This window comes from Zobellella sp. DQSA1, assembly GCF_041950555.1.
In the GTDB taxonomy this organism is placed as follows: Bacteria; Pseudomonadota; Gammaproteobacteria; order Enterobacterales; family Aeromonadaceae; genus Oceanimonas.
On sequence record NZ_CP169531.1, the window covers coordinates 759,879 to 775,527 of the forward strand.

The following is a 15,649-nucleotide window of genomic DNA, read 5'->3' on the forward strand; positions in this document are numbered from 1 at the left end:
CCTACGGCTGAGCCACCTGGCTTGGCCGTATTTTTTAGTACTTTGTTTGTTTCACTTTTATTTTTAACCTAAGAGGAAAATACAATGGCTAAGATCGTTAAAGTGATCGGTCGCGAAATCATCGACTCCCGCGGCAACCCCACCGTTGAAGCCGACGTCTATCTGGAAGGCGGTTTCATGGGCCGTGCCGCGGCGCCGTCCGGTGCCTCCACCGGTTCCCGCGAAGCGCTGGAACTGCGTGACGGCGACAAGTCCCGTTTCCTGGGCAAGGGTGTGCAGGTTGCCGTGGCCAACATCAACGACAAAATTGCCGCCGCCCTCGCCGGTAAGGACGCCACCCAGCAGGCCGAAATCGACCAGATCATGATCGACCTGGACGGTACCGAGAACAAGGCCAGCCTGGGCGCCAACGCTATCCTGGCCGTGTCCCTGGCCACCGCCAAGGCCGCCGCCGCCGCCAAGGGCCTGCCCCTGTACGCCTGGATTGCCGAGTTGAACGGCACCGCCGGTCAGTATTCCATGCCGCTGCCGATGATGAACATCATCAACGGCGGTGAGCATGCCGACAACAACGTCGACATCCAGGAATTCATGATCCAGCCGGTCGGCGCCAAGAACATCAAGGAAGCCCTGCGCGTCGGTGCCGAGGTGTTCCACAACCTGGCCAAGGTGCTGAAGGCCAAGGGCCTGTCCACCGCCGTGGGTGACGAAGGTGGTTTCGCCCCCGATCTGGAATCCAACGCTGCCGCCCTGGCCGCCATCAAGGAAGCCGTGGAGAAAGCCGGTTACGTGCTGGGCCAGGATGTGACCCTGGCCATGGACTGTGCCGCCTCCGAGTTCTTCGACAAGGAAAAGGGTAACTACAACCTGAAAGGCGAAGGCAAGGTATTCTCTTCCCAGGAATTCACCCACTACCTGGAAGAGCTGACCAAGCAGTACCCGATCGTTTCCATCGAAGACGGCCTGGACGAGTCCGACTGGGACGGTTTCGCCTACCAGACCAAGGTGCTGGGCGACAAGGTTCAGCTGGTGGGTGACGATCTGTTCGTGACCAACACCAAGATCCTGAAAGAAGGTATCGACAAGGGGATCGCCAACTCCATCCTGATCAAGTTCAACCAGATCGGCTCCCTGACCGAGACCCTGAATGCCATCAAGATGGCCAAGGACGCCGGTTACACCGCCGTGATTTCCCACCGTTCCGGTGAAACCGAAGACGCTACCATCGCCGACCTGGCGGTAGGCACCTGCGCCGGCCAGATCAAGACCGGTTCCATGAGCCGCTCCGATCGTATCGCCAAGTACAACCAGCTGATCCGCATCGAGGAAGAGCTGGGTGCCAAGGCCCCCTACCGTGGTCTGGCCGAGGTGAAAGGCCAGGCCTGAGCCCTGACGTTCATTCTGTCGTGATATCGAAACCCCGCCTCGTGCGGGGTTTCTTTTGTTCGGCGCATGAATATGGGAAACTAGCGCGCAACTTAGGAGGATGGATGCGCACCCTGACGCTGATACTGCTCGCCCTGCTGGGCGCCTTGCAGCACCACCTTTGGTGGGGAAAGAACGGCCTGGCCGAGTATAACGAAGCCAGGGCCAACGTGACTCGTCAACTGGAAGATAACGAGCAGCTGGTGGCGCGCAATGCCCTGCTTTATCGGGAGATCGAAGATCTCAACACCGGTCTGGCGGCGGTGGAAGAACTGGCGCGCAACGATCTCGGCATGATCAAGCCGGGAGAAACCTTCTACCGGCTGTTGCCGGCACAAGATACGTTACAACCATGAAGCCGCTGTCATCTTTTACCGCGGTCGTACCGGCGGCCGGGGTCGGCAAGCGCATGGCCGCCAAACGCCCCAAACAGTATCTGCCGCTGCTCGGCAGTACCGTGCTGGAACATACCTTGAACCGCTTGCTGGAACATCCCGCCATAGGGCGGGTCATTGTTGCCACGGCGGAGCATGACCCGTGGTTTCCGGCCCTGCCCGTCGCCCGGGATCCCCGGGTGTTGCGGGTGAACGGTGGCAGGGAAAGGGCCGACTCGGTGCTCAACGCCCTGGCTCGGGTCGAGACCGACTGGGTGCTGGTGCATGACGCGGCCCGGCCTTGTCTGCACCGTAGCGATCTGGATGCGGTATTGGCGGCGGGCCGACAGGGCGCCGGTGCCATATTGGCGTGCCGGGTGCGGGACAGCATGAAACGGGGTGATGGTCATGGCGCCATCAGCGGTACTGTGTCCAGGGATGAACTCTGGCATGCGCTTACTCCCCAGTGCTTCGCCACCCGCCCGTTGCGGGAGGCGTTGACCGCGGCCCTGGCCGCCGGTTGCGAGATTACCGACGAAGCCTCGGCCATGGAATGGGCCGGTTTCCATCCCCGCCTGGTAGAGGGACGGGCCGACAATATCAAGATTACCCGGCCGGAAGATCTGGGACTGGCGGGCTTTTTTCTGCAGCAGAGGATAGAGAGCGAACAATGATGCGAATCGGGCACGGTTTCGACGTGCACAAGTTTGGTGGCGAAGGCCCCTGTATCCTGGCCGGCGTGGCGGTGCCCTACCAGCAGGGTCTGCTGGCCCATTCCGACGGTGACGTTATCCTGCATGCCCTGACCGATGCCCTGCTCGGGGCTATTGGTGCCGGTGATATCGGCCGGCATTTTCCGGATACCGATGCAGCCTTCGCCGGCATCGACAGCCGCATCCTGCTGCGCGATGTGTTCAACCGGGTCAGGCAGGCCGGCTTTGTGCTCGGCAACGCGGACATTACCGTACTGGCCCAGGCGCCCAAGCTGGCGCCTTTTATCGATGCCATGGTCGCCAATATTGCGGCCGACCTGCAGGCTGACACTACCCTGATTAACGTCAAGGCCACGACCACCGAGCAGCTCGGTTTCGTCGGCCGTAAAGAGGGCATCGCGGCCGAAGCCGTGGTGTTACTGGTAAAACAATGAGCAATAACTGGCATTATCTGCACGGACAACCGGAGTTTCATGGCCGCCTGAAGGCGGTGCCCGAAGATTTTATCGTGCGTGAAGATCTGGGCTTTGAACCCGGTGGCGAAGGGGAGCATATCCTGCTGCATGTACGCAAACGGGGTCAGAATACCCAGTGGGTGGCGCGCGAGCTGGCCCGCTTGGCCGGGGTCGCGCAACGGGATGTGACCTGGGCCGGGCTGAAGGATCGCCATGCGGTGACCGAACAATGGTTCGGGGTCCATCTGCCGGGCAAGGAAATGCCCGACTTTTCGCCGCTGGAGAACGACGATGTCCAGATCCTGACCATCGCCCGACACAATAAAAAGCTGAAAACCGGGGCGCTCAAGGGCAACTGGTTTGAGCTCAGGATCTGCGGGCTCGAAGGCAACGGCGAGCTGGAGCCACGACTGGCCGCCATTGCCGCCCGGGGGGTGCCCAACTACTATGGCGACCAGCGCTTCGGCCGGGATTTCGGTAACCTGGAACAGGCCAGGGCCATGTTCGCCGGCCGGCGCATCAAGGATCGCAACAAGCGTTCGCTGTTCCTGTCCTCGGCGCGCAGCTACCTGTTCAACCTGGCGGCCAGTCACCGTCTGGCGCAAGGGCTGGGCGAGCAGTTGCTGGACGGCGACTGTGTGATGCTGGCCGGTAGTCAGTCTTTCTTTACCCTGGGCGAAGACAACCCCCTGAATGATGCGATGCAGGAACGTTTTGCCGACGGTGATATTCGCCTGAGTGCGCCCTTGTGGGGGCGTGGCCGGCTGCCGAGCCAGGGGAGGGCGGCCGAGTTGGAACAGGTCGCGCTGAGCGGGCAGGAGCTGTACTGTGCCGGCCTGGAAGCCAACGGCCTCAAGCAGGAGCGGCGGGCGCTGCTGCTCAAGCCGGAACAGATGCAATGGCAGCAGCAGGACGACGCCTTGCGGCTGTCGTTCTGGTTGCCGGCGGGCAGTTATGCCACCAGCGTGGTACGTGAATTGATCAAGGACAGCGGAAGTCATGAAGATATTGGTGAGTAACGATGACGGGGTCAATGCCCTCGGGATCCGGACTCTGAGCCGGGTACTGGCGGAATTTGCCGAAGTGGTGACGGTGGCGCCGGATCGCAATCGCAGCGGGGCCAGCCATTCGCTGACCCTGGAGGTGCCGCTGCGGGCCGACAAACTCGACGACACCGGCTTCTATTCGGTCAAGGGCACCCCGACCGACTGCGTGCACTGGGCGGTGAACAGCCTGCTGGATCCGGATCCGGACATGGTGGTGGCCGGCATCAACCATGGCGCCAACCTGGGGGATGACGTGCTCTATTCCGGCACCGTGGCGGCGGCCACCGAAGGTCGCCATCTGGGGCTGCCGGCGGTGGCGGTATCCTTGTGCGGCGACCGCCACTTCGATACCGCCGCCCACTACGCCGCTCTGCTGGTGCAGGGGGTGCTGCGGGCACCCTTGTCGGCCAACCAGATCCTGAACGTCAACGTACCCGACTTGCCCCTGGCAGAAATTCAGGGTATCAAAGTGACTCGTTTGGGAAATCGCCATCGTTCCGAAGCCGTCCTGAAGGAATACGACCCCCGAGGCCGGCCGATTTACTGGATAGGGCCTCCCGGTGCCAAGCAGGATGCGGGCGAAGGTACCGATTTCGATGCGGTGGAGCGGGGTTTCGTATCCATTACCCCGCTGACCATCGATATGACGGCTTACAGTCAGATGGCGGCATTGGCCAGTTGGATCAAAGAAGTGGAGTAAAGGGTGCTAACGTTAGCGGGACAACAACTCTATCGTTTGCTTCAGCAGCAGGGTATCAAGGATGAACGGGTATTGCGGGCCGTAGCCTGCCTGCCCCGGGCCCAGTTTGTCGACGAGGCCATGGCGCATAAAGCCTGGGAAAACAGTGCCCTGCCCATCGGCTTTGGCCAGACTATCTCCCAACCCTACATAGTGGCACGGATGACCGAAATGCTGCTGGCCCAGCGACCTCGGCGGGTGCTGGAAATCGGTACTGGCTCCGGGTTCCAGACCGCGGTGCTGGCACAGCTGGTGGAGCAGGTGTTTACCATAGAGCGGATCAAGGCCTTGCAATACCAGGCCCGGCGCCGGTTGCAGCGACTCGATTTGCACAATGTGTCCACCAAGCACGGCGATGGTTGGCAGGGCTGGGCCAGCAAGGCTCCCTTCGATGCCATTCTGGTCACGGCGGCGGCCGAAGAAACGCCACAGGCCTTGTTGTCGCAATTGGCCGATGGTGGCTGCATGGTGATTCCGGTTGGTGAAGACCAGCAATCGCTGTGGCGCTATGAGCGCCGGGGCGACAGTTTCTCGCGTACCGAGCTGGGGTCGGTGCGCTTTGTACCTTTAGTTAAGGGTGATGTTGAGTGAAGATATTTTCGCGGTTGTATCGGCAAGTCATGATGTGGGCGGTACACCGGCATGCGCCGCTGTACTTGTCCATGACCAGTTTTGTTGAGTCTATTTTCTGGCCGGTACCGGTGGATGTGATGCTGGCCCCCATGGCTCTGGCCAGGCCGGAGCGTGCCTGGCGCTATGCCGCCATGGCCACGGTGTTCTCGGTGCTGGGGGCGGCCTTCGGTTACTTGCTGGGTTATGCCCTGTGGGAGCCTCTGGTCGAGCCTTTTATCAACACCATGGGCTACCAGGACAAGATGCAGATCGCTCAGCAGTGGTTCAGCGAGTGGGGAGTGTGGGTGATCTTTATCGCCAGTTTTACACCCATTCCCTATAAGGTCTTTACCGTGACGGCTGGCCTGCTGCAGATGGCGTTTCTGCCCTTCCTGCTGATCTCTCTGGTGGGGCGGGGCTTGCGCTTCTTCCTGGTATCGGGATTGATGGTATGGGGCGGTGTTCGCATGGAGCGCAAGCTTATCCAGTACATCGATATCCTCGGTTGGGTATGCATAGCGGCGGCCGTGGTAGCCTATTTGTTGTTGAGAAACTGATGCGGAGGCGGAGCGGCTCTATCCGGTTGTTGTGTGTCAACCTGGCGTTGGTGGCCTTGTTGACCGCCTGCTCTGCCTCCCGTCCGGCCCCGGTGACGGGGGTCCGGGCCCAGGGGCAGGCCGACGGGCGTACCCATAGGGTGGTGCGGGGCGATACCCTCTATTCCATCGCTTGGCAGGCGGGCACCGATGTGCCGACCCTGGCCCGCCACAACAATATTCAGCCGCCTTACCATATCTTTCCCGGACAGGTACTGCGTCTGGATGTACCCGGTGGTGTTCGTGCGTCTTATCGAGTGCGTCGGGGGGACACCCTTAACGCCATCGCTCGTCAGACCGGCCATTCGGTGGCGGATCTGGCCACCCTGAACAACCTCAAGCCGCCTTATCGCATTTACGTGGGGCAGCAGCTGACCCTGCGGCCCACCCAGGCTCAGCCGGTGGCGGTGCAAAACAAGCCGGCCACGCCCGTGTTGCCGCGAGCCCAGGAGACTCGCCCGACGGCCGTCACCCCGACCAGTACCGGCGCAAAAACGGCTGGTACGAGCACTCCGTCAAAAGCAGCAAAGCCTCTTGCACCCGCGCCAGGAAAAGCATACGCTGAACCCAAAGTACAAAAAAACACCGCTGTCAATACCGCTATCGCCTGGCAGTGGCCGGCTCAGGGGCCCATTGTTTCCGGGTTCTCGCTGGCAGAAACCGGTAATAAAGGCATTGATATCCGGGGCAGCAGGGGCCAGGCCATCAAGGCGGCCGCTGCAGGTAAGGTAGTTTACGCAGGGAATGCGCTACGTGGTTACGGCAATCTGATCATCATCAAACACAATGATGATTATTTGTCCGCCTATGCTCACAACGAAGTGCTCCGGGTCAAGGAGCAGGAAGCGGTGAGCGCAGGTCAGCACATAGCGGATATGGGTAGCAGTGACACCACTGATGTTCGGTTGCATTTCGAAATCCGGCATCAGGGGACATCGGTCGATCCGATACGATATCTGCCAAAGCGATAGACTCCGGGAGTCGGGTAGTACCCGGATTTAGGGAGAACTGCCATGAACCATAGCAAAGAAGCGATCCACAACGAAGATGTGGATTTTGATGCTGATGCCGATGTTGAACTGGAGGTGATCGCGGCCAGCGATGACCAGGAGAGTATTCAGGAAGAAGAAATCCTCAACGTCCCCAGCCAACGTACCTTGGATGTGACCCAGCTGTACCTGGGGGAAATCGGGTTTTCACCATTGCTTACCGCAGAGGAGGAAGTCCACTATGCCCGACGAGCCTTGCGCGGTGATTTGGCTGCCCGCAAGCGGATGATCGAGTCCAACCTGCGGCTGGTGGTCAAAATTTCCCGCCGTTACAACAATCGGGGCCTGGCCCTGTTGGATCTGATTGAAGAAGGCAACCTTGGCCTGATCCGGGCGGTGGAAAAATTTGACCCCGAACGGGGGTTCCGTTTTTCCACCTATGCCACCTGGTGGATTCGCCAGACCATAGAGCGGGCCATCATGAACCAGACCCGCACCATCCGCCTGCCTATCCATGTGGTCAAAGAACTCAATGTCTACCTGCGGACCGCCCGAGAGCTGGCACACCGGCTGGATCATGAGCCCACAGCGGAGGAAATCGCCGATGCCCTCGACAAGCCGGTGGAAGACGTGTCCCGCATGCTCAAGCTGAACGAGAAAATCAGTTCGGTCGATACTCCTATCGGCGGTGACGGCGACAAGGCGCTGCTGGATGTGATCACCGACGAGCGGGATATGGATCCGGAGACCGAGACCCAGGAGGACGACATGCGCCTGAGTCTGGTGCACTGGCTGGAAGAGCTCAATCCCAAGCAGCGGGAAGTACTGGCCCGGCGCTTCGGCCTGCTCGGCTATGAAGCGTCGACCCTGGAAGACGTGGGCCGGGAAATCGGCCTGACCCGGGAACGGGTACGGCAAATTCAGGTGGAAGCCCTGCGACGGCTGAAGGAAATCCTGACCCAGCAGGGGTTGTCCATCGACACCTTGTTCCATAGCGACTGATAAGCCACCAAGGCATGGCTTCAAAAAAGCGGCGACAGAACCCTCGGTTTCTGCCGCCGTTTCTTTATGCCTTTGACACCTCACGCCGTGCCTGCTTCAGCTGGTACAGCAGTTCCAGGGCTTGACGCGGAGTCAGCTCGTCCGGCTGTAGCTCGTCGAGCAGTGTCAGTGCCGGATCCGGCTCGGCATCGAACAGGGGCAGGGAGGGTTGGACTTCCCGGGATGGTTTGGCCTTGCTGGTCGGTGGTTGATGGCCTTGTTCCAGCTCGGTCAGCTTCTGCTTGGCCAGTATCAGCACCGCTTTGGGGACTCCCGCCAGGGCTGCCACCTGCAGTCCGTAGGAGCGGCTGGCGGCGCCTTCCTGTACCGCGTGCATAAAGGCGATGCTGTCCTGGTGTTCCACCGCATCCAGGTGCACATTGGCGACACCGGGCCAGAGTCCGGCCAGCTCGGTCAGTTCGAAGTAATGGGTCGCGAACAAGGTATAGGCATGCAGCCGGTTGGCCAGCGCATCGGCACAGGCCCAGGCCAGGGCCAGGCCGTCATAGGTACTGGTGCCGCGGCCGATCTCGTCCATCAGCACCAGGCTGTGGCGGCTGGCATTGTTAAGGATATTGGCAGTTTCGGTCATCTCCACCATAAAGGTGGAACGTCCCGAAGCCAGGTCGTCTGAAGCGCCGATGCGGGTGAAAATGCGGTCCACTCGCCCGATTCGGGCCCGCTGTGCCGGCACGAAGGATCCCATGCAGGCCATCAGCACGATCAGTGCCGTTTGCCGCATATAAGTGGATTTTCCTCCCATGTTCGGGCCTGTTATCACCAACATCTTGCGGTTTTCCGACAGGCTGAGCGGATTGGCGATAAAGGGCTCGTTCATCACCTGCTCCACCACCGGATGGCGGCCTTCCTCGATGTCGATGACCTCGTCATCGGTCAGGGTTGGGCGGCAGTAATTCAGGCTTTCGGCCCGCTCGGCCAGGTTGGCGAACACATCGGCCCGGGCCAGCGCCGCCGCGCTCTGTTGCAGCGGACCCAACTGTTCCAGCAGCCGGTCGAGCAGGGCTTCGTAAAGCTTCTTTTCCAGTGCCAGTCCCTTGCTCTGGGCGTTGAGCACCTTGTCCTCGTATTCTTTGAGTTCGGGGATGATGTAGCGTTCGTTATTCTTTAACGTCTGCCGGCGCACATAGTGCACCGGCACCTGGTGTGCGCTGGCTCGGCTGACCTCGATATAGAAACCGTGCACCCTGTTGTAGGCCACTTTGAGGGTATGGATGCCGGTGGTGGCCTTTTCCCGGGCTTCCAGTTCTTCCAGGTAGCGGTGGGCGCCGGCGGCCAGCTCCCGCAGTTCGTCCAGCTCGGGGCTGAAACCGTCGCGGATCACGCCGCCGTCGCGGATCACCACCGGCGGATTGTCGACCACGGCCTGCTCCAGCAGCCCGGCCAGCTCCGGGAATTGGCTGATGTGTCCGGCCAGGGGATCCAGGCAGGAAGGATAAACCTCGCTCAGCACCGCCTGGATGTCGGGCAAGACCTGCAGCGCAGCCCGCAGCCGGCTCAGATCCCGGGGACGAGCCGAACGCAGGGCCAGACGAGCCAGTACCCGCTCCAGATCGCCCACCTGTCGCAGCGGCGGGCGCAGCGTTTCATGGCGGCCCTGTTCCATCAGGATGGCGATGAGGTCCTGACGTTCATGCAGCTCCCGGATATTACGGCTGGGCTGGTGGATCCAGCGTTTCAACAGGCGGCTGCCCATGGGCGTCGCGGTATTGTCCAGCACTTCCGCCAGGGTATTTTCCACCGATCCTGACAGGTTCAGGGTCAGCTCCAGGTTGCGGCGGGTGGCGGCGTCCATGATCACCATGTCCTGACTGCGTTCGAGACGGATACCGTTGATATGGGGCAGGGCGGTGCGCTGGGTATCTTTCACGTACTGTAGCAGGCAGCCGGCGGCACAGAGCGCGGTGGCGGACTGTTCTACCCCGAAGCCGATCAGATCCCGGGTACCGAACTGCTGGCACAGCAGGTGGCGGGCTGTGCCCAGGTCAAACTCCCATTCCGGCCGGCGCCTAAGCCCCTTGCGTTGTTCGATAAGATGAAACCAGCCGAAACCTTCCGGATAAAGCAACTCGGCGGGCTGGGTGCGCTGCAGCTCGGCAACCAGCGCCTCTTCTTCCTTGAACTGGTTGATCACGAAACGGCCGGTACTGACGTCGATGATACCGAAACCGAATTGCTGGCCGTCGTGGTACACCGCCGCCACACAGTTGTCCTGGCGTTCAACGAGCAGTGCCTCGTCGGACAGGGTTCCGGGGGTGACGATGCGTACCACCTGCCGTTCCACCGGCCCCTTGCTGGTGGCCGGGTCCCCGATCTGTTCACAGATGGCCACCGATTCGCCCATCTGCACCAGCCGGGCCAGGTAATTCTCCGCTGCGTGGTAGGGGACGCCCGCCATGGGGATGGGGGTGCCGGCCGACTGGCCGCGTTTGGTCAGGGAGATGTCCAGCAGCCGGGAGGCTTTCTTGGCATCGTCATAAAACAACTCATAAAAATCTCCCATGCGGTAGAACAGCAGTATGTCCGGATGCTGGGCCTTGAGGGCGAGATATTGTTGCATCATGGGGGTGTGTTGGGTCTTGTCTTGATTCATAAGCTAAATCAATACCTTATATTTTTATGAGACGTTTTTTGGTGCCATGGTCGGGCGATTGGCATTGGCGCTGCCGGCCCGGGTCGGCATAATAACAGCATATTGGCCGAAGCACATGACCGGGGAGGCGGCTTTGCGGAGTAGAATACTGGCCCAACAATTGGGTGAAACCCTGTTGAGTCGGGGACTGATGATGACGACGGCCGAGTCCTGTACCGGTGGTGGCATTGCCTATGCCATTACCGATGTGGCCGGCAGTTCGGCCTGGTTCGACCGGGGTTTCGTCACCTACTCCAATGCCGCCAAAAGCGAGATGCTGGGGGTGGCTCCGGCACTGATCGAGCAGCATGGTGCCGTCAGTGAAGCCGTGGTGGAAGCCATGGCCAAAGGCGCCTGCGCCGCCTCCGGGGTTGCGCTCGGGGTTGCGGTCAGCGGTGTGGCCGGCCCGGATGGCGGCACTCCGGAAAAACCGGTGGGCACAGTCTGGCTGGCTTGTTATCTGGCGCCTGCCGACCGCCTGAGCTGTCGCCGGCTGCAGCTCGACGGTGATCGCATTGCCGTGCGGCAGCAGACCATTGCCGCCGCTTTGGCAGATTGCCTGGCGTTGTTGGCGGCACCCCGGACTTGATACTGTACGAATAACCAGTATACTCAACCTTATATCTCAAGACGCAGTTAGCTTACTTCAGCGGAGCACCACATGGATCAGAACAAAGAGAAAGCCTTGGCCGCCGCCCTGGGCCAGATTGAGAAGCAGTTTGGCAAAGGCTCCATCATGCGGTTGGGCGATAACAAGGCTTTGAATGTCGAAGCCATTTCCACCGGCTCCCTGTCGTTGGATATCGCACTCGGCATCGGCGGCCTGCCCACCGGCCGTATCGTCGAGATCTATGGTCCCGAGTCATCCGGTAAAACCACCCTGACCCTGCAGGTGATCGCCGAGGCTCAGCGTCAAGGCAAGGTCTGTGCCTTCGTGGACGCCGAGCATGCACTGGATCCGGTTTATGCCGGCAAGCTGGGGGTGAACGTCGATGATCTGTTGGTATCCCAGCCGGATACCGGCGAGCAGGCCCTGGAAATTTGCGACATGCTGGTCCGCTCCGGTGCCGTTGATGTCATCATCGTCGACTCGGTGGCGGCACTGACTCCCCGCGCCGAGATCGAAGGCGAAATGGGTGATTCCCACGTCGGCCTGCAGGCGCGGTTGATGTCTCAGGCGTTGCGTAAGTTGACCGGCAATATCAAGAGTGCCAACTGTCTGTGTATCTTCATCAACCAGATCCGAATGAAGATCGGGGTGATGTTCGGCAGCCCTGAAACCACCACCGGGGGCAACGCGCTCAAATTCTATGCCTCCGTGCGCCTCGATATCCGTCGTATCGGCTCCATCAAGGAAGGTGATGAGGTCGTTGGCAACGAAACCCGGGTCAAGGTGGTGAAGAACAAGGTGGCACCTCCCTTCAAGCAGGCCGAGTTCCAGATCATGTACGGTGCCGGCATTTCCAAGGAAGGGGAACTGATCGAGTTGGGCGTCAAGCACAAGCTGATTGAAAAGGCCGGTGCTTGGTATAGCTACAAGGGCGACAAGATCGGCCAGGGCAAGGCCAACTCCATCAAGTACCTGCTGGAGCGCAAGAACATCTCCGATGAAATCGAGCAGCAGCTGCGCCAGTTGTTGTTGCTGGCACCGGGAGGGGCGACCAAGGAAGACAGCGGCGACAAAGATTATGAAACCGTCGCCGAACTGGACGGACCGGACGGCGGCGACGACTTTTAACCGAAAGGCCGGGATATTCCCGGCCTTTGCTTTTAACAGGTATTCATGGAAGCCAAACCGACCCCGCAGCAACTCTGGGATTGTGCCCTGCGCCTGTTGTCCCGCCGAGAGCACAGCCGGCGGGAATTGGCGCAAAAGCTGCGACAGCGCCAGTTTGAGGCCGAACTGATCGAACAGGCGCTGGATCGCCTGGAACAGCAACACTGGCTGGCGGACTGCCGCTTTGCCGTCGTGCAGGTGCGCCAACATATTCTGAAAAAGCACGGACCCATGCGAGTTCGTGCCGAGTTGCAGCGCAAGGGCATTGCCCAGGCTGACATCGAGCAGGCGCTGGTGGCCGAAGCGCCCGACTGGTTTGAACTGGCAGAGAGCTGTTACCGGGCCAGGTTTACCCCCTCCAGACGACTGGACATCAAGGAAAAAGCCCGACGCATACGTTACCTGCAGGGGCGGGGGTTTGCTCCCGAGCATATCCGCCATGCCCTGGAAGCCGACCCGGAGTAGCAGTTTCTTCCCCACTGCGACAAGGCGCGTTTTACATTGGCCCGGATACCTTTTAAATTATCCGGGTTAACGCCTATGAACCCAGCAATAGAACAGGATTATCCATGCAGATGACCACATCGGAGTTACGCACCGCGTTTCTCGAGTATTTCCGCCAGCAGGGCCACCAGGTGGTGGCGTCCAGCTCGCTGGTGCCCCACAACGATCCCACCTTGCTGTTCACCAATGCCGGTATGAACCAGTTCAAGGACCTGTTCCTGGGGCTCGAGCAACGGGCCTACAACAGGGCGGTCAGTTCCCAGCGTTGCGTGCGAGCCGGCGGCAAGCACAACGATCTGGAAAATGTGGGTTATACCGCGCGTCACCATACGTTCTTCGAAATGCTGGGCAACTTCAGTTTTGGTGACTATTTCAAGCAGGACGCCATTCGTTTTGCCTGGGAGTTCCTGACCGCCGTGGTCAAGTTGCCTACGGACAAGCTGTGGGTGACCGTCTACGCCACCGACGACGAAGCGTTCGATATCTGGTCCAAGGACATGGGCGTGCCCGTAGAACGCATCGTCCGCATCGGCGACAACAAGGGAGCCCAGTACGCCTCCGATAACTTCTGGACCATGGGCGATACCGGCCCCTGCGGTCCCTGCACCGAGATTTTCTATGATCACGGCCCCGAGATCTGGGGCGGCCCTCCCGGCAGCCCGGAAGAAGACGGCGATCGCTACATCGAGATCTGGAACATCGTCTTCATGCAGTTCAACCGCTACGCGGACGGTACCATGGAGCCGTTGCCCAAACCGTCGGTGGATACCGGCATGGGCCTGGAGCGTATCGCCACCATCTTGCAAGGCGTGCACTCCAACTACGAGATCGATCTGTTCCAGGCGCTGATCAAGGCGGCCGCCAAGGCGGTGGGCACCGAGGATCTGGACAACAAGTCCCTGCGGGTGATCGCCGACCACATCCGCTCCTGCTCCTTTCTGATCGCCGACGGCGTCATGCCGTCCAACGAGGGCCGGGGCTATGTGCTGCGCCGCATCATCCGCCGTGCCGTGCGCCACGGCCGTAAGCTGGGCGCCGAACAGGCCTTTTTCTACACCCTGGTCGGCGCCCTGTGCGAGCAGATGTCCGACGCCTACCCCGAGCTCAACAGCCAGCGCGCCATTATCGAAAAAGTGCTGCGACTGGAAGAAGCCCAGTTCGCCCGTACCCTGGATCGGGGTCTGCAACTGCTGGAAGAAGCCATCGGCAACCTGGGTGATGGCAAGGTGTTGCCCGGTGAAGTGGTGTTCAAGCTGTATGATACCTACGGTTTCCCGGCGGATCTGACCGCCGACGTACTGCGGGATCGCGATCTCAGTATCGACGAAGCCGGTTTCGAAGCCCTGATGCAGCAGCAACGGGAACGGGCCAAGGAAGCCTCCAATTTTGGGGTGGACTATTCCAGGGGGATCAGGGTGGATGGCCATACCGACTTCACCGGTTACCAGCACCTGGCCGAGCCGGCCCGGGTGACAGCCCTGTTCAAGGACGGCGAACCGGTGCCAGCCCTGATCGCCGGCGAGGAAGCCGCCGTGGTGCTGGACAAGACGCCCTTCTACGCCGAGTCCGGCGGCCAGGTGGGGGACAGTGGCGTGATCAAGATGGACGATGGCCTGTTCGTGGTCAAGGACACCCAGAAGGCCGGTAACGGCATACTGCACCTGGGCTACCTGGAGCTGGGTACCCTGGAAGTGGATGAAGAGGTCACCGCCGCCGTCGACAGCTATCGTCGTCAGGCCACCGCCCTGAACCACTCGGTCACCCACCTGATGCATGCCTGCCTGCGCAAGCTGCTGGGCGAGCACGTGATCCAGAAAGGCTCCCTGGTGGGGCCGGACCGGCTGCGGTTCGACTTTTCCCACCTGGAAGCGATGACGTCCCAGGAAATCCGGGAAGTTGAGGACATGGTCAACAAGGAGATCCGGGCCAACCATGCGGTGTCTACCGAACTGATGGATCTGGACGCGGCCAAGGGCGCGGGCGCCATGGCCCTGTTCGGGGAGAAATACGATGACGAGGTGCGGGTGGTGACCATGGGGGAGGTGTCCACCGAGCTGTGTGGCGGTACTCATGTGCGGCGCACCGGCGATATCGGCCTGTTCAAAATCCTGTCGGAAAGCGGTATCGCCGCCGGTATTCGTCGTATCGAGGCGGTCACCGGCGATGCGGCCCTGGCCTATCTGCACCAGTTGGATCATGAAATTGCTCAAGCCGCCACCCTGGTCAAGGGCGATCTGTTCTCGGTGTCGGCCAAGGTTCGACAGGTGCTGGATCGCAGCCGTCAGCTCGAGAAGGAAATCGAACAGCTTAAGGCCAAGCTGACTGCCCATGCGGGGGCGTCCCTGCTGGATCAGGTCATCGAAGTGAAGGGGACCAAGGTGCTGGTGGCCAACCTGGAAGGGGTCGATGCCAAGTCGCTGCGCGGTTCCCTGGATGATCTCAAGGTCAAGCTGCAGTCCGGCGTGGTGGTGCTGGCCACCGTGGCCGACGGTAAAGTCAGCCTGATCGCCGGGGTCACCAAGGATCTGACCGGCAGGGTCAAGGCCGGCGAGCTGGTCAACCTGGTGGCCCAGCAGGTGGGCGGCAAGGGCGGTGGCCGGCCGGATATGGCCCAGGCCGGTGGCACCGAGCCGGCACAGCTGCCGGCGGCCCTGGCTTCGGTCACGCCCTGGTTGACAGAGCGGCTATAATTTTTAGGCAGCAATGATGTACCGCTGTTGAAACTTAA

Annotated in this window: 15 protein-coding genes; 14 read left to right on the plus strand and 1 reads right to left on the minus strand. The window is 60.8% G+C overall.

Annotation, left to right across the window (positions count from 1 at the left end; genetic code table 11):
- The first annotated feature begins 84 nt into the window (after positions 1–84).
- The 10 genes from eno (at position 85) to rpoS (ending at position 7,951) form a co-directional block, all read left to right on the plus strand.
- The gene (gene eno / locus ACEVBK_RS03675) at positions 85–1,386 is read left to right on the plus strand and encodes a phosphopyruvate hydratase (protein WP_375057244.1); all 1,302 of its coding nucleotides are present in this window, start codon (positions 85–87) and stop codon (positions 1,384–1,386) included.
- A 104-nt stretch (positions 1,387–1,490) separates the two neighbouring features.
- Complete coding sequence (ftsB, locus tag ACEVBK_RS03680) at positions 1,491–1,781, plus strand: cell division protein FtsB (protein ID WP_375057245.1); 291 nt, start codon at positions 1,491–1,493, stop codon at positions 1,779–1,781.
- Complete coding sequence (gene ispD, locus ACEVBK_RS03685; RefSeq protein WP_375057246.1) at positions 1,778–2,473, plus strand: 2-C-methyl-D-erythritol 4-phosphate cytidylyltransferase; 696 nt, start codon at positions 1,778–1,780, stop codon at positions 2,471–2,473. The genes ftsB and ispD overlap by 4 nt, the downstream gene beginning before the upstream one ends.
- Positions 2,470–2,946, plus strand: coding sequence for a 2-C-methyl-D-erythritol 2,4-cyclodiphosphate synthase (gene ispF, locus ACEVBK_RS03690; protein WP_375057247.1), 477 nt, complete (start codon positions 2,470–2,472; stop codon positions 2,944–2,946). Before ispD ends, ispF begins: the two co-directional genes overlap by 4 nt.
- Complete coding sequence (gene truD, locus ACEVBK_RS03695) at positions 2,943–3,986, plus strand: tRNA pseudouridine(13) synthase TruD (protein ID WP_375057248.1); 1,044 nt, start codon at positions 2,943–2,945, stop codon at positions 3,984–3,986. The genes ispF and truD overlap by 4 nt, the downstream gene beginning before the upstream one ends.
- The gene (gene surE / locus ACEVBK_RS03700) at positions 3,967–4,713 is read left to right on the plus strand and encodes a 5'/3'-nucleotidase SurE (RefSeq protein ID WP_375057249.1); all 747 of its coding nucleotides are present in this window, start codon (positions 3,967–3,969) and stop codon (positions 4,711–4,713) included. The genes truD and surE overlap by 20 nt, the downstream gene beginning before the upstream one ends.
- A 3-nt stretch (positions 4,714–4,716) precedes the next feature.
- Positions 4,717–5,343, plus strand: a complete 627-nt coding sequence (locus ACEVBK_RS03705; RefSeq protein ID WP_375057250.1) for a protein-L-isoaspartate(D-aspartate) O-methyltransferase — start codon at positions 4,717–4,719, stop codon at positions 5,341–5,343.
- A complete protein-coding gene (locus ACEVBK_RS03710; protein WP_375057251.1) occupies positions 5,340–5,921 on the plus strand; it encodes a YqaA family protein in 582 nt (193 codons plus the stop codon). The genes ACEVBK_RS03705 and ACEVBK_RS03710 overlap by 4 nt, the downstream gene beginning before the upstream one ends.
- A complete protein-coding gene (locus ACEVBK_RS03715) occupies positions 5,921–6,931 on the plus strand; it encodes a LysM peptidoglycan-binding domain-containing protein (RefSeq protein ID WP_375058510.1) in 1,011 nt (336 codons plus the stop codon). The genes ACEVBK_RS03710 and ACEVBK_RS03715 overlap by 1 nt, the downstream gene beginning before the upstream one ends.
- 42 nt (positions 6,932–6,973) lie before the next feature.
- Positions 6,974–7,951, plus strand: coding sequence for an RNA polymerase sigma factor RpoS (gene rpoS / locus ACEVBK_RS03720; RefSeq protein ID WP_375057252.1), 978 nt, complete (start codon positions 6,974–6,976; stop codon positions 7,949–7,951).
- 64 nt (positions 7,952–8,015) lie between these two features.
- Here the strand turns inward: rpoS and mutS are convergent, their stop codons facing one another.
- A complete protein-coding gene (gene mutS, locus ACEVBK_RS03725) occupies positions 8,016–10,601 on the minus strand; it encodes a DNA mismatch repair protein MutS (protein ID WP_375057253.1) in 2,586 nt (861 codons plus the stop codon).
- A 133-nt stretch (positions 10,602–10,734) separates the two neighbouring features.
- Between mutS and ACEVBK_RS03730 the strand changes: the two genes are divergently transcribed.
- The 4 genes from ACEVBK_RS03730 (at position 10,735) to alaS (ending at position 15,611) form a co-directional block, all read left to right on the plus strand.
- Positions 10,735–11,229 carry a CinA family protein gene (locus ACEVBK_RS03730; protein WP_375057254.1) on the plus strand — a complete coding sequence of 165 codons (495 nt, stop codon included), beginning with the start codon at positions 10,735–10,737 and terminating at the stop codon, positions 11,227–11,229.
- Positions 11,230–11,301: 72 nt separating this feature from the next.
- On the plus strand, positions 11,302–12,378 hold the full coding sequence (gene recA / locus ACEVBK_RS03735) for a recombinase RecA (protein WP_375057255.1): 1,077 nt from the start codon (positions 11,302–11,304) through the stop codon (positions 12,376–12,378).
- 45 nt (positions 12,379–12,423) lie between these two features.
- Positions 12,424–12,882 carry a regulatory protein RecX gene (locus tag ACEVBK_RS03740; RefSeq protein WP_375057256.1) on the plus strand — a complete coding sequence of 153 codons (459 nt, stop codon included), beginning with the start codon at positions 12,424–12,426 and terminating at the stop codon, positions 12,880–12,882.
- 104 nt (positions 12,883–12,986) lie between these two features.
- Positions 12,987–15,611, plus strand: a complete 2,625-nt coding sequence (gene alaS / locus ACEVBK_RS03745; RefSeq protein WP_375057257.1) for an alanine--tRNA ligase — start codon at positions 12,987–12,989, stop codon at positions 15,609–15,611.
- The last annotated feature ends 38 nt before the right edge of the window (positions 15,612–15,649 follow it).

What these genes read in the sequence shown, in the direction of transcription:
- eno (WP_375057244.1), top strand. Translation starts at nt 85, where the DNA reads ATGGCTAAGATCGTTAAAGTGATCGGTCGCGAAATCATCGACTCCCGC.
- ftsB (WP_375057245.1), top strand. Translation starts at nt 1,491, where the DNA reads ATGCGCACCCTGACGCTGATACTGCTCGCCCTGCTGGGCGCCTTGCAG.
- ispD (WP_375057246.1), top strand. Translation starts at nt 1,778, where the DNA reads ATGAAGCCGCTGTCATCTTTTACCGCGGTCGTACCGGCGGCCGGGGTC.
- ispF (WP_375057247.1), top strand. Translation starts at nt 2,470, where the DNA reads ATGATGCGAATCGGGCACGGTTTCGACGTGCACAAGTTTGGTGGCGAA.
- truD (WP_375057248.1), top strand. Translation starts at nt 2,943, where the DNA reads ATGAGCAATAACTGGCATTATCTGCACGGACAACCGGAGTTTCATGGC.
- surE (WP_375057249.1), top strand. Translation starts at nt 3,967, where the DNA reads ATGAAGATATTGGTGAGTAACGATGACGGGGTCAATGCCCTCGGGATC.
- ACEVBK_RS03715 (WP_375058510.1), top strand. Translation starts at nt 5,921, where the DNA reads ATGCGGAGGCGGAGCGGCTCTATCCGGTTGTTGTGTGTCAACCTGGCG.
- rpoS (WP_375057252.1), top strand. Translation starts at nt 6,974, where the DNA reads ATGAACCATAGCAAAGAAGCGATCCACAACGAAGATGTGGATTTTGAT.
- mutS (WP_375057253.1), bottom strand. Translation starts at nt 10,601, where the DNA reads ATGAATCAAGACAAGACCCAACACACCCCCATGATGCAACAATATCTC.
- recA (WP_375057255.1), top strand. Translation starts at nt 11,302, where the DNA reads ATGGATCAGAACAAAGAGAAAGCCTTGGCCGCCGCCCTGGGCCAGATT.
- ACEVBK_RS03740 (WP_375057256.1), top strand. Translation starts at nt 12,424, where the DNA reads ATGGAAGCCAAACCGACCCCGCAGCAACTCTGGGATTGTGCCCTGCGC.
- alaS (WP_375057257.1), top strand. Translation starts at nt 12,987, where the DNA reads ATGCAGATGACCACATCGGAGTTACGCACCGCGTTTCTCGAGTATTTC.